The 12252-nt window shown below is 54.1% G+C and carries 15 protein-coding genes; 1 reads left to right on the forward strand and 14 read right to left on the reverse strand.

Annotation, left to right across the window (positions count from 1 at the left end; genetic code table 11):
• Positions 1–3: 3 nt before the first annotated feature.
• The 5 genes from radC to TCARDRAFT_RS04200 form a co-directional block, all read right to left on the reverse strand.
• A complete protein-coding gene (gene radC, locus TCARDRAFT_RS04180) occupies positions 4–702 on the reverse strand; it encodes a RadC family protein (RefSeq protein ID WP_007288767.1) in 699 nt (232 codons plus the stop codon).
• Complete coding sequence (locus TCARDRAFT_RS04185; protein WP_007288768.1) at positions 699–1268, reverse strand: Maf family protein; 570 nt, start codon at positions 1266–1268, stop codon at positions 699–701. The genes radC and TCARDRAFT_RS04185 overlap by 4 nt, the downstream gene beginning before the upstream one ends.
• 10 nt (positions 1269–1278) lie before the next feature.
• The gene (locus TCARDRAFT_RS04190) at positions 1279–1551 is read right to left on the reverse strand and encodes a DUF4321 domain-containing protein (RefSeq protein WP_007288769.1); all 273 of its coding nucleotides are present in this window, start codon (positions 1549–1551) and stop codon (positions 1279–1281) included.
• Between the two features lie 253 nt (positions 1552–1804).
• Positions 1805–2323, reverse strand: a complete 519-nt coding sequence (locus tag TCARDRAFT_RS04195) for a Gx transporter family protein (protein ID WP_007288770.1) — start codon at positions 2321–2323, stop codon at positions 1805–1807.
• Between the two features lie 12 nt (positions 2324–2335).
• A complete protein-coding gene (locus tag TCARDRAFT_RS04200; RefSeq protein ID WP_040683049.1) occupies positions 2336–2716 on the reverse strand; it encodes a NusG domain II-containing protein in 381 nt (126 codons plus the stop codon).
• Positions 2717–2887: 171 nt separating this feature from the next.
• Between TCARDRAFT_RS04200 and TCARDRAFT_RS15445 the strand changes: the two genes are divergently transcribed.
• Positions 2888–3058: a hypothetical protein gene (locus TCARDRAFT_RS15445; protein WP_007288772.1), complete on the forward strand. Its 171-nt coding sequence runs from the start codon at positions 2888–2890 to the stop codon at positions 3056–3058.
• Between the two features lie 79 nt (positions 3059–3137).
• Here the strand turns inward: TCARDRAFT_RS15445 and TCARDRAFT_RS04205 are convergent, their stop codons facing one another.
• From TCARDRAFT_RS04205 to TCARDRAFT_RS04245, 9 genes are all read right to left on the reverse strand, one after another.
• Positions 3138–5141, reverse strand: a complete 2004-nt coding sequence (locus TCARDRAFT_RS04205; RefSeq protein ID WP_007288773.1) for a molybdopterin oxidoreductase family protein — start codon at positions 5139–5141, stop codon at positions 3138–3140.
• Positions 5142–5209: 68 nt separating this feature from the next.
• Positions 5210–6100 (reverse strand): RnfABCDGE type electron transport complex subunit B, encoded by an 891-nt coding sequence (gene rnfB, locus TCARDRAFT_RS04210; protein WP_007288774.1) that lies wholly within the window; start codon positions 6098–6100, stop codon positions 5210–5212.
• A gap of 29 nt (positions 6101–6129) precedes the next feature.
• A complete protein-coding gene (locus tag TCARDRAFT_RS04215; RefSeq protein ID WP_007288775.1) occupies positions 6130–6711 on the reverse strand; it encodes an electron transport complex protein RnfA in 582 nt (193 codons plus the stop codon).
• A complete protein-coding gene (gene rsxE, locus TCARDRAFT_RS04220) occupies positions 6711–7373 on the reverse strand; it encodes an electron transport complex subunit RsxE (protein ID WP_007288776.1) in 663 nt (220 codons plus the stop codon). Before rsxE ends, TCARDRAFT_RS04215 begins: the two co-directional genes overlap by 1 nt.
• Before the next feature lie 10 nt (positions 7374–7383).
• The gene (locus TCARDRAFT_RS04225; RefSeq protein WP_007288777.1) at positions 7384–7950 is read right to left on the reverse strand and encodes an RnfABCDGE type electron transport complex subunit G; all 567 of its coding nucleotides are present in this window, start codon (positions 7948–7950) and stop codon (positions 7384–7386) included.
• A gap of 6 nt (positions 7951–7956) precedes the next feature.
• Positions 7957–8952: an RnfABCDGE type electron transport complex subunit D gene (locus TCARDRAFT_RS04230; RefSeq protein WP_007288778.1), complete on the reverse strand. Its 996-nt coding sequence runs from the start codon at positions 8950–8952 to the stop codon at positions 7957–7959.
• 14 nt (positions 8953–8966) lie between these two features.
• Entirely contained in the window at positions 8967–10286 is a 1320-nt protein-coding gene (gene rsxC, locus TCARDRAFT_RS04235) for an electron transport complex subunit RsxC (protein WP_007288779.1), read from the reverse strand.
• A 14-nt stretch (positions 10287–10300) separates the two neighbouring features.
• A complete protein-coding gene (locus TCARDRAFT_RS04240) occupies positions 10301–10720 on the reverse strand; it encodes a SoxR reducing system RseC family protein (RefSeq protein ID WP_007288780.1) in 420 nt (139 codons plus the stop codon).
• A gap of 254 nt (positions 10721–10974) precedes the next feature.
• The gene (locus TCARDRAFT_RS04245; RefSeq protein ID WP_007288781.1) at positions 10975–12252 is read right to left on the reverse strand and encodes an ArsB/NhaD family transporter; all 1278 of its coding nucleotides are present in this window, start codon (positions 12250–12252) and stop codon (positions 10975–10977) included.

Below are 12252 nucleotides of genomic sequence, written 5' to 3' on the forward strand. Positions count from 1 at the left end.
TGTTTATATTATTCCCTTTTCTTTCAGACTAACATACTTGCCGTCGCCGATTATTACATGGTCGAGAACGGCAATGCCTAAAATCTCGCCCGCCTGGACCATTTTCCCGGTAATTTCTATATCTTCCCGGCTAGGAGTGGGGTCACCGCTCGGGTGGTTGTGTACAAGAATGACGGCGGCAGCGCTATGGTTGATGGCCTCGCGAAATAGTTCCCGCGGATGAACGAGCGAGGCGTTCAGGCTGCCCACCGAGATGACAGGCATGGCCAGAACATGGTTCTTGGTTGATAACAGCAGAGCAACAAAGTGTTCCTTTGTTTCATAGCGCAAGCGCGGCATCATGAGATCCCGGATGTCCTGAGGCGATCTGATGACCGCGCGCTGCATGGCTTCGAGCGATGCCAGCCGCTTGCCAAGTTCCATGGCGGCGACAAGCGTAACGGCTTTGGCCGCGCCGATACCTTTTATCTTGCTGAGCTCTTGCGCGGTAAGCCGGCTAACCTTGGCCAAACCGTCCTGCATCGCCAGCAGCCCCTCGGCCAGGCGCATGACCGACTGATTTTTGGTACCGGTGCGGAGCAAGATCGCCAGCAGTTCGACATTGCTCAACGCCGCGGGCCCTTTGGCCAGCAATTTTTCCCGTGGCCGCTCCTCTTCGGGCAGTTCTTTGAGCGTCAAAGGTTTATCAAGCGTTGTTTTCATAGTAATTCAACGCCCGCTTTGTCTAAGAGTCTGGCCAAAGTAACCAGGGGCAGCCCCACTACGTTGGCATAGCAACCGCTTATGCCCTCAACCAAAAGAGCGCCCTTGCCTTGAATGGCATAGGCACCGGCTTTGTCCATTGGTTCACCGGTGGCAATATAGCGCTCAATTTCTACAGCGGACAAATTACGCATCCTGACACTAGTTACGGCAAAGTCGGTCCATACGTTTTGCCCCTTGACAACAGCCACGCCGGTAATAACCTGATGTTCCTTCCCGGATAAGTCGGTTAGCATGCGCCGAGCATCGTCGGCGTCAACCGGTTTACCGTATACCTGCCCCTCCAGCACGACAATGGTATCAGCGCCAACCACGATCCGATCGCAGCTCACTTTTGTCGCTACGTCAAGCGCCTTGGCCGTGGCCTGTGTTACCGCCAGTTCGGCTGGCGCCATGCTCTGTTCATTATCCTCAATCACATCACTGACAACAACCTCGAACTGACAGCCTACCTGCCTTAGCAGTTCCTGACGCCGCGGCGAGGCGGACGCTAAAATAATACCCATAAGCTACCTCCTAGAAACGGCGGAAAAGAACTAGCGCTACGATAACGCCTAACAGACTGATCAGATTGGGATGGAAAGCAAATCCTATTACCAGACGAAGCACATATAAGTTTATGGTAACCGGCGGAAAGTCAAAGACCGGATAAGTTTTAATCAAATAAGGTACAATTCCGGCCAGCAGCGTCGAACCGGCAATGACCTCACCAAGAACCCCGCCCAACACCGCGCCGGTTACTAAAAACAACACCAGCGTGCCAACGCCTTTGTTTCTGCCGCCTTTCACCAGTATAACCCCCTGCATCGTCTAAGATACCGCTTGGGCCGCATCAAACATTCTTCTACACACAAAAAAGAAATCCTTGCACCGCTGTCTGGATTTTACGCATTTCTTGTCAGATTTGATAGATCGGCATATGTTGCTGTAAATGTCGCCGGCTGGATTTGTTGCGTTTCTCGTTATACCGGACGACAAGAAATGTTTCCATATGCGGCTAAATGTTATTCTTACTAACTTTGTCCGGCTAGTTTTTGTTTGGCTATAAATTGCCTGAAGTAAAGTCCCGGGGCAGTTTCGCCAGGAAATACTGTGCCGTCAGGCCAGTTACCAGGCCAGTAGGCGCCGCAAACAGCAGTAAATATGGCAAATACCAGAAAAGTCCTGGGCTGGCAACCAAAAAGGCCGCAGTCAGCATTTGAACTATGTTGTGCACCGCCGCACCAATGACGCTGATCCCGGCCAACGAAAATGGAGGCCGCCACCGCGGGAGAATCACCGCCATGACTGCCGTGCTGACAACGGCGCCGCTTAAGGCCATGGCAAACGCCGGGCCAAGCAAGACGCCGCCCAGCAGCGTCCCAAGCAGAACACGCAGCAGGCCAACAAGCAGCGCCGCTCGCCACCCGAACAATTCCAGGACAACAAGTGACACAATATTCGCCAAACCGAGCTTGGCGCCAGGTACGGCCACCGGCAGAGGCAGCCACCCTTCCACCGCATGGAGGACGCCTGCGACTGCAGTAAGTAGCGCAATAAGAACCATTCGTCTAGTGTGCATGGCTTTCCCTCACTAGCGGACAATTGTATCAACGTCTGGCGGAACGGATGACACTACTTTGACCACAACTCGGTAGGGCAAGCATACTACCTGCTGCGGTTCGGCCATAACCCAGCCGGTGCGAACGCACAACCGGTCGGGACAATCGGCATCGCGCACCCGCACCCGCGTGCCATCTATTTCCACAATATTGAAGCGGCTGGCACCACCCAGCCGTATTTCTTCATGGTAGCCTTCCCGCAGCGTAACCGTCCGAACAAGCCGGCCGTCCTGCCAAATTTGGACAACTTTACTGCCTGGCTGGGGCAGCAGCCACAGCTCAAGGCCTATTCCGGCCAGCGCCACCGCAACCAGCAAAGCCGCCAGCCATTTATCCGCCCGTGTAAGGCCCATTCCTATCAACCCCGCCGGCACATTTTTCTGTTTACCTCTGTTTACCTCTGTTTACCATTGTAAACTATCGGGGCAGCCGTGTAAATAATGGAAAAAACTTAAGGAGGTGGCGCACCACCTCCCCTTTTTCCGGCCGGGGTAGCCGGTTCACTCCATGTCCGCGATTTCCGAGTGGTGGATTACGTTGCCGCCTGTGTTCTGCCGGCCAAACTGCTGGCCATGACCGTTATCGATCTCCTGGCCGGCAATGCCGAGAAAGCCAAAGCTATTATCGCCGATTTTAAGCCACTGTTAACCAAAAAGCAGTATATCAAGCTGCTCGACGGTTATTTTGCCGGTTAAAAAACACTATCCCGCAATAGCCCACCGGTGCATAGAAAAGGGACAAGATCGCCTAAGACCTTGTCCCTTTTTTGCATTTCTACTCTGCTCTTACATCTACTTTGGTATCATAAAAGGTGCTGCCGCCGGCCCGGTCGGTCAGGCGCTGCGACGTAAGCGCATTAACGGTGCGGCCGTTTAAGGCGTAGTCCAGCCACCATACCCCTTCGGCAACAACGACGCCAGGCGGCACCGCCGGCGACACGGCAAGATAAAAGGCGACTTCTCCCCGGCGGTTAAATGCAATCACGCGCTGGCCATCGCGCAGTCCCTTTCCCGTGGCGTCGTCAGGATTCATAAGCAGACTCATGCGCTGGCGCCGCCGAATGAGGTCGGCTCGCTCATTGAACGACGAATTCAGACCATACAAACTGGGCGCCGTCATCAGCCAGAACGGGGCTTCGTCGCCATGGGGCGGCAGATAGCGGGGTAGCGGCTCCGCGTCACGGGGATTGTAAATTTCAATTTTACCGGACGGAGTTTTAAAATCCAGTTTATAATCCGCCGGCAGCGGGAGTTCAACCGGCAGGCCGGCCTTTAGCCGCGCCATGTCCACTCCCTCAAGCCAAGGCGTCGGGTGAGCGAGCATTTCTTCAATGAGTTCGTCGGTTGTCCGCCGGAAAATCTCATCCGTAAAGCCCATCGCCTGCGCCAGCAGACAAAAAACTTCCCAATTGGACTTGGCCTCGCCGACCGGCGCAATGACCGGAAAGGCACGCTGCAGGCAATAATGGCCGTAAGCGCGATAAATATCGCTGTGTTCCAGCGAAGTGGTAGCCGGCAAGACTATGTCCGCATAACGGGCTGTGTCGGTGAGGAAGCGCTCATGGACTACGGTGAACAAGTCTTCCCGTAACAGACCCTGGATTACCCGGTTCTGATCAGGCAGCACGGCCGCCGGATTAGAATGATAAACATAGAGGCTCTTTATCGGGGGATCGGTTAAATCATTTAGGGCATCGCCGATTTGATTGATATTGATGATCCGCGTTCGCTCATCCATAAGGTCTTCGCGGGTTACGAGCGAAACGTTTAAAGCACTGCCAGTAGCAACGCCGACCAGCACACCGCCGCCCCGCTTCTGCCACGCCCCGGTCAGCGCCGGCAGCGTCACAATCGCCCGGACCGTCATCGCCCCGTTGCCGTAGCGGGCTAAACCGCCGCCCACGCTGATAAACGGCGCCGCGGCACGGCCATAGGCCAAGGCCATTTCTTCAATCACTTCCGCCGGCAGGCCGGTCAGTTTACTGGCTGCCGTGGGGGTATAGTCAGGCAGTATTTCCCTCTTATACTCTTCATAGCCTTGGACATGGCGGTCAATAAAGGCCTGGTCTACTAAACCGTCACGTACCAAGACATGGGCCATTGCCACCGCCAGGGCAGCGTCGCTGCCGGGATGGACGAGAAAGACGCGGTCGGCAATTTTGGCCGTAGGGTTGGCATAGGTATCAATTAGCCACACGGCTGCGCCCTGCCTTTTGGCCCGCCGCACGGCATGAAGAAAATGAATGTTGGTGGCTAACGCATTCAAGCCCCATAAAATGATGAGGTCGCTGGCGGCTGCTTCATCGGGATGGGGCGCCAGCGTTCCGCCCATTACCGCTTTCCAGCCGTAATCTTTGGCCGGCGTGCAAAGGGTGCGATCAAGCCGTGATGCGCCCAGCCGGTAAAAAAAGGCGTGACCGGCATTACGCTGGACGAGTCCCATCGTGCCGGCATATGAGCACGGCAAAATGGCCTCACCGCCGTTCTCGGCAATGATCTTTTGCCACCTTTCAACAATTATCTTAATGGCTTCATCCCACGAAACAGGCTTAAACTGCCCGGCCCCTTTCGGGCCAGTGCGCAAAAGCGGCCGGGTTAGGCGGCCCGGTGCGTACACCGTCCGCTCGTAGTGGGCCATTTTCGGACACAAACTGCCGCGGGTAAAGGGATGGTCAGGGTCGCCCCTAACCCCCGTGACTTTGCCGCTTGCCACTTTCACCAACAACCCGCAGGCGTCGGGACAATCATAGGGACAAACAGATCTTTTCTCGATCGCCATAAAATAACACCGCCCATCTATGATAAGCTAACTATAGCTTACCACAAATAGGCGGTTTGCGGTAGAGATTAGCCAGCCACATTAGGCGGCTTTATACAAGAAGGACAGACCGCTTCCACGCTAGCCTGACTCTCGCTGCCGGGAACGACCCCCAGCACGGCCGGCCGGATGGCCTTCGTCGGACATTTAGTCAGACACTTGGCATCAGTGCACTGCTCTTTACAAATGTGGGCATCAACGGTGGCCAGGTTATTTTCTATTTTAATCGCCCCGTGCGGACACTCCCGCGCGCAAAGCGAACAGCCAATGCAGGCAACGCTGCAGGCCTTGCGGGCCACTGCCCCCTTGTCTTTGGAGTTGCAGTTCACCCGCACGCGCGCCCCTAGCGGCATCATCGTAATAACCTGTTTCGGACATACTGTTTCACATTTACCACAACCGGTACATTTATCAGGGTCGATAACCGGCAGCCCATCCGGACTCATGGTAATAGCGTTAAACGTACAATTTTTGGCGCAGGTGCCAAGCCCTAAACAGCCGTATTTGCAGGTTTTGAAACCGCCGGCCAAGAGGCTTGCGGCAACGCAGTCCTGTACGCCTTGATACTCATAGTCCTTGGCCGCTTTTCCCGCTACGCCGGCGCACTTGACCTGGGCGATGCGCGGTTCAACGGCTTCCGCAACTTTGCCGGTGAGTTCGGCAACCGCTTTAGCCACCGCTTCCTTGCCGGGAATACAAAGGTTGGGCGGCACGTCGGGCCGCAGCACCACCGCCTCGGCATAAGCCTGACAGCCGGCAAAGCCACAGGCACCACACTGTCCTTTCGGTAAGACATCTTCTACCAAGTGGATGAGCGGGTTTACCTCAATGGCAAATTTTTTATTGGCAAAAGCCAGGATAAACCCAAAAACCAGTCCGAGCGACGTTAACACAAGCAAAATCAGTATGGATGTGCTCATCTTATTTCCCTCCGCTTCTAATTAAGGCATTATAGCGGGATCATGCCCGAGAAGCCGAAGAACGACAATGCCAGCATCCCGGCCAGGATAAAGGCAATGCCAAGCCCTTGCAGCGGCTTGGGCACATCGGCATACTGCAGCTTTTCCCGGAGACTGGCCATAAGAATAATGGCCAGCGCGAACCCCGCCCCGGAACCGATTGCATGAATAACGCTCTTGGTAAAGTTATATCCCGACTCGGCATTCAAAAGCGGCACGCCTAAGACGATACAGTTGGTGGCAATCAGCACCAGGTAAATGCCCCACATGTTATACAGCGTGGGCGCATGTTTTTTAATAATCATCTCTAATAGCTGCACGAAGCTGGCGATCAAAACGACGAATACTACTGTTGTTAAAAAGGTAAGCCCAAACGGATGGAGCACATAGTTATAGACAACCCACGCCAATATGGAGCTCAGCGTCATAACCGAGGTAACGGCCATCCCCATGCCGATCGAGGCATTAAGGTTTTTTGACACGCCAAAGAAAATGCACAGGCCCAGAAACCGGGTAAGCACAAAGTTATTGACGATCACGGCGCCCATGAATAAGGTAAAGTACTCTGCCATCAGGCTTCACTCCTTTGCGTCGTCATGGTTGCCAGTTCCGGCTGCTGTTTCGCCTTGGCGGCTTTTACTTTATCCTGATACTCGCCAATTAAATTGAAAGTGCCGATTAACAAACCGATCAAGATAAAACCGCCGGGTGGCAGAACCATAATCAGGACCGGGTCGTACCCGGCGCCGAAAACAGGTATGCCGAAGACCGTACCGGCGCCAAACAATTCACGAATCATACCAATCAGCACCATCGCCCCGGCAAAGCCAACACCCATCCCCAGGCCATCAAAGAATGACGGAACAACGGTGTTCTTGGCGGCAAATACTTCGGCCCGCGCCAAAATAATGGCGAACACGACGATCAGGGCCAAGTAGATGCTCAATTCTTTGTACAGGGTCGGAAAAAATGCTTCAAGCGTTAGCTGCACCACGGTAACAATGGTAGCAATCGAGGTAATAAACACCGGTACGCGCACTTTCGGGTTGACCCAATGCCGGAAAATTGATACGACAACGTTGTTTGCCGTAATGACAAATAGCACCGAAAGGCCCATCCCCAAGGCATTGGTCGCGGTGGAAGTTACTGCCAGGGCCGGGCACAAACTCAAGGCCAGCCGGAAAATCGGGTTTTGTTCAAAAAGACCTTTATAAAAAATTTGCCACAAACTCACGACCCACACCTCACTTCTTCTGGCTTGCCGCGTAGGCGGCCACTTGTTCCGCCGCTTCCCGGATACCCTTGGTAACGGCCCGGGAAGTGATGGTAGCGCCTGTCAGGGCCTGAATATTTTTGTCGGTCGGTGTTTTTACCACTTCCAGATCTTGAGCAGCCTTGCCGGCGAACTGCTTGCGGAATTTGGGCTCGGCCGCCTTGTCGCCCAGGCCGGGAGTTTCATTGTGAGCCAATATTTTGTAGTCGATTACTTTGCCATCAGGGCTGATGGCCGTCACCATCTTGATGGCGCCGCCATAGCCCTTGCTTTCCGCCGGCACCACATAAGCCACGATTTTGCCGTCTTTCAAGGCCGCGTACCAATCCGTTTTACCGTCAACAGGCTTAAATTCCTGGGCATCGGCGACGAGTTCTTTCATGGCCTTGTTTTTCTGATTAATGCGCTCCTGGGCGGCGATCGGCGCCGTCATGGCATAAGTGCTGGCAATAACCGCCCCGGAAAGGAAGCAGGCGATGGCAAGATTCATGCCTACCTTAAAAATACTGTTGCTTTGCTGCTCATGGCCGTGTGACATGCGCGCTTACCTCCTTGCCCCATACTTTACCGGTTTTATCAGCCGGTCGATGAGCGGCGTCACCGAGTTCATCAGCAAAATGGCGTAGCAGACGCCTTCGGGATAACCGCCAAGCAGACGGATGAGCACCGTTAAAACCCCCGCACCGACGGCAAACACAATTTGCCCTTTAAGGGTAATAGGAATTGTAACCATATCGGTAGCCATAAAGAAGGCGCCGAGCATCAAACCGCCGGAAATCATATGCACCAGCGGATCACCGGTAAACAGGCCGCTTGAGCCGCCAAACGCCCAGGTCAGGACGGCAACCGTACCGATCATAGCCGCCGGAACCTGCCAATTAATATAGCCCCGGTAAATAAGATACAAACCACCGAGCAGAATAAGCAGCGCCGACGTCTCGCCCATACTGCCGCTACGCAGCCCCAAAAAGAGCGCTTTGTACAATTCCGGACGGTCGCCAAAGACCTGCACTAGCTTTTCATAACCCTGCAGTTTCAAAATACCAAGCGGTGTAGCCGACGTCACGCCGTCCACCTTGCTTGGCATGGCCGGCCAGGTCGTCATGGCTACCGGCCAGGACGCTAGCATAAAGGCCCGACCAATAAGGGCAGGGTTAAAAATATTGTAGCCAAGGCCGCCCATGGTATGTTTGGCGATGGCAATCGCGACAATCGAACCTAAAAGCGGCATATACCATGGCAAAGTAGCGGGTACGTTCATAGCAAGCAATAGCCCGGTCAAAAAGGCGCTGCCGTCGCTGACCGTCACCTCTTTCCCCTGCCATTTCTGGATCAAATATTCTGTGCCAACCGCCGCGACAATACAGATCACCATGGTCGTAAGCGCCGGCAGGCCAAAGTGATAAACGGAAAATAGCGCCGCCGGCGCCAGGGCCGCGTTGACAGTCCACATAATCTTGGCAATCGACTCATCGCACCGAATATGGGGCGATGCCGACACTGTAAGCGTGCCTGTTTCCATTTTCGCTTGTACGCTCATACCGCCGACCTCCCCTATTTCTTCGCGGCCGCAGCCGCGTTCTGCGCTTTGGCCAGTTTAATGTAATGGACAATATTGCGCTTGGCCGGGCAAACGTAGACACAGGACCCGCACTCGACACAATCTAACAGATCATGCTCGTCTTTGGCGACGGCGTAAAGCCCCCGTTCGCCAAGCACACTCAGCATGCTGGGCACCAGTCCCATCGGACAGGCCTCGACGCAGCGGCCACAGCGGATACAAGGCCGCTCGGGGCCATGATTGACATCGCCGGCCGCCAGGGCCAAAATACCGGAAGTTCCTTTAATAACCGGCACTTCAAGCGTGCGCTGGGCTAGTCCCATCATGGGGCCACCCATGATCACCTTCACCGGCTGTTCTTTAAATCCGCCGCATAACTCAATGGCCTGCCGGAAAGTTGTACCTATCCGGAGCAGCAAATTTTTCGGCTCCGCGACGCATCCGCCGGTAACGGTTACCACCCGTTCAATGAGGGGAAGCCCTTTTTCGACGGCATCGGCAATGGCTACGACCGTGCCGACGTTCTGCACGACAACCCCCACGTCCATAGGCAGTCCACCCGAAGGAACTTCCCGGTCAGTCAGCACTTTTATAAGCGTTTTTTCCGCCCCTTGCGGATACTTGGTTTTAAGCGGCACTACCTCGATGCCTGTTCCCGCACAGGCTTTACGCATGCTGTCGATAGCATCAGGCTTATTTTCCTCAATGCCAATAAGTCCTTTTGTTACACCAAGCACCTTCATGGCAATTTGCATGCCTGTTGCCACGCGGTCGGCCGCTTCCAGCATGACGCGATGGTCGGCGGTTAAATAGGGCTCACATTCGGCGCCGTTTAAAATAAATGTGTCTACTGGTTTTTCCTTGGGCGGCGCCATTTTTACATGGGTCGGAAAGGTCGCGCCCCCCATGCCGACAATCCCGGCTTGGCGAATAATATCGCGGATCGCACCGCTGTCCATACTGCGCCAGTCGCGGCTGAGCGGCAACCCGTCGGCCCACTCGTCCAGACCGTCGGCTTCAATGACAATGGCCTGACACGTGCCGAAAACAGGGTGCGGATATTCGCCGATTTCCACTACCTTGCCGGATGTGGACGCATGTACCGGACTGGCAACAAAGGCCTGCGCATCGGCAATGACCTGGCCCTTTTTGACCAGATCGCCTACCTTGACAATTGGCGCACACGGCGCACCAATATGCTGGCGGGTAGGAATAATGACTTTCTGCGGTACTGGCGCAACCTCAACGGGTTTGGCAGCCGTATACCCTTTCCGATCGTTGGGATGTACCCCCCCACGAAAGCTTTTTGCCATACTTTCACCCCTTTTTAGTTAGACAAAATGCGCGTAATGATAGGCTGCATTTTGGCATTCGACTTGGCCCGGCGATCAACATAGCGGATGTAGGCAAGGGACGCACCAAAAGCAAGGCCGCCGCCGCCGATTTGCAGCCATAAGGCGGGCAAGCCCAGCCCACCGGCCAAATAATGTCCGGTAGCCGCCCCCATAAATAATGCCAAAAGCGGCAGGACGTAAACAATAAAAGCGGCTTTCAGCATGTTCACTTCCGGAACCTGCAGAGCTACCCGCTGGCCTGGCCGTGCCCCTATGGCATTGCTGGCTTCCACCACAATTGCCGCGTTGCCAGGGCAGGCCCCGCAGTTTTCACAGTCGTTATGGCGGCTGGTTTTGACTCTGGCCATATCCCCTGCCAGCTCGATTACGATACCCTCCTGCTCTTTTGCCACTTTATCGCCTCCTCTGGTTGGTCTTATGGTCATACCAGTTGATCGCTACCACGCCGCTTGCCTTTTGCACTACTCTTGATTCTTATGCGTCCGCGAGAATAAATAGTCTTGTTGACGATATTAGTTCTATAAAAATATTCGGTTATCAGCGAAAATTACCTCCAGCGGTGTAAGTTATTTTTTTCACTTTCATGAAAAATGGCAAAAGTAATAATAAACAAAATAGGACAAGCCGGCAGCCTGTCCCTTTCTCGTTAGCGCAAGTAAACGAAATAAATGTAAATATTGGAAATAATAATGGAAACAAGCATGAGCGGAAAGGCAATTCTCAGGTAGCTGACAAAAGTCATGGGATAACCGCGGGAGGCGGCAATACTTGATACCACGACGTTGGCCGAAGCGCCGATGATGGTGCCATTGCCTCCCAGACAGGCGCCCAACGACAAGGCCCACCACATGGAGGAAACATCAATGCCACTGATTTGGTTGACGGCCTTTATCAGCGGTATCATGGTAGCCACAAAAGGAATGTTGTCAATAAACGCCGAAGCAATGGCCGACAGCCATAGGATTAAAACATTCATCAGCAACACATCGGAATGGGTAATTGCCAGCCCCCATTCGGCAATCATGCGAATGACGCCGGTAACCTCCAGACCGCCGACCAGGATAAAGAGGCCGATAAAGAAAAAGATGGTATTCCACTCCACGTCCCGGAAGATTTCTTCCGGTTCAATCCCGCTGATTAAGAGCAGGATAGCCGCCCCGCCCATGGCAATGGTAGCCGATTCAAAGCCAAGCGGCCCGTGGGCGACAAAGCCGCCGATCGTCAAGGTAAGGATGATGAGCACTTTGCGCAGGAGCGCTTTATCCGTGAGGTACGACTCCTCATCAAGTTGCATAATCCCCTGCTGGGCCGCAGGGTCGACGACAAGCTCCTTGCGGTACAGCCAGAGGAACAGCCAGTTGGTAACGAACCCGATGATGATAATGACCGGCGTCAGGTTGATGAGAAAATCGTTGAAAGTCAACCCGGTGGCGCCGCCAATCATAATGTTGGGAGGATCGCCGATGAGCGTTGCCGTGCCGCCAATATTGGAGGCCATAATCTCGGAAATGAGAAACGGCACCGGATTGATTTTCAAAATTCCGGTAATGGAGAAAATAATCGGCGTTACCAGCAAAACGGTCGTCACGTTGTCCAAAAACGCCGAGGTAACGGCGGTAAAGGCAAAAAAGACGCTCATAATCCTGACCGGATTGCCCTGTGCCCGCTTGGCGAGCTTGACGGCCATATATTGAAACATGCCGGTGCGCATGGCAATGGCCACGATAATCATCATGCCGATAAGTAGTCCCAAGGTGTTAAAATCGACCTTGGCGATCGCTTCTTCCTGCGGCATGATTTTAACAAGCAGCAGGACAAGAGCGCCAACGAGGGCGATTTTGGTCCGGTGAATTTTTTCCGAAACAATAATACCGTAAGTTGCAACAAAGACAATCACGGCCATGAGGGCCATTTGCCCATTCAT

It is taken from the genome of Thermosinus carboxydivorans Nor1 (assembly GCF_000169155.1).
Taxonomy (GTDB): domain Bacteria; phylum Bacillota; class Negativicutes; order Sporomusales; family Thermosinaceae; genus Thermosinus; species Thermosinus carboxydivorans.

What these genes read in the sequence shown, in the direction of transcription:
- TCARDRAFT_RS04205 (WP_007288773.1), bottom strand. Translation starts at nt 5,141, where the DNA reads ATGGCGATCGAGAAAAGATCTGTTTGTCCCTATGATTGTCCCGACGCC.
- radC (WP_007288767.1), bottom strand. Translation starts at nt 702, where the DNA reads ATGAAAACAACGCTTGATAAACCTTTGACGCTCAAAGAACTGCCCGAA.
- TCARDRAFT_RS04230 (WP_007288778.1), bottom strand. Translation starts at nt 8,952, where the DNA reads ATGAGCGTACAAGCGAAAATGGAAACAGGCACGCTTACAGTGTCGGCA.
- rnfB (WP_007288774.1), bottom strand. Translation starts at nt 6,100, where the DNA reads ATGAGCACATCCATACTGATTTTGCTTGTGTTAACGTCGCTCGGACTG.
- TCARDRAFT_RS04245 (WP_007288781.1), bottom strand. Translation starts at nt 12,252, where the DNA reads ATGAATGGGCAAATGGCCCTCATGGCCGTGATTGTCTTTGTTGCAACT.
- TCARDRAFT_RS04195 (WP_007288770.1), bottom strand. Translation starts at nt 2,323, where the DNA reads ATGCACACTAGACGAATGGTTCTTATTGCGCTACTTACTGCAGTCGCA.
- TCARDRAFT_RS04185 (WP_007288768.1), bottom strand. Translation starts at nt 1,268, where the DNA reads ATGGGTATTATTTTAGCGTCCGCCTCGCCGCGGCGTCAGGAACTGCTA.
- TCARDRAFT_RS04200 (WP_040683049.1), bottom strand. Translation starts at nt 2,716, where the DNA reads ATGGGCCTTACACGGGCGGATAAATGGCTGGCGGCTTTGCTGGTTGCG.
- TCARDRAFT_RS04215 (WP_007288775.1), bottom strand. Translation starts at nt 6,711, where the DNA reads ATGGCAGAGTACTTTACCTTATTCATGGGCGCCGTGATCGTCAATAAC.
- TCARDRAFT_RS04225 (WP_007288777.1), bottom strand. Translation starts at nt 7,950, where the DNA reads ATGTCACACGGCCATGAGCAGCAAAGCAACAGTATTTTTAAGGTAGGC.
- rsxC (WP_007288779.1), bottom strand. Translation starts at nt 10,286, where the DNA reads ATGGCAAAAAGCTTTCGTGGGGGGGTACATCCCAACGATCGGAAAGGG.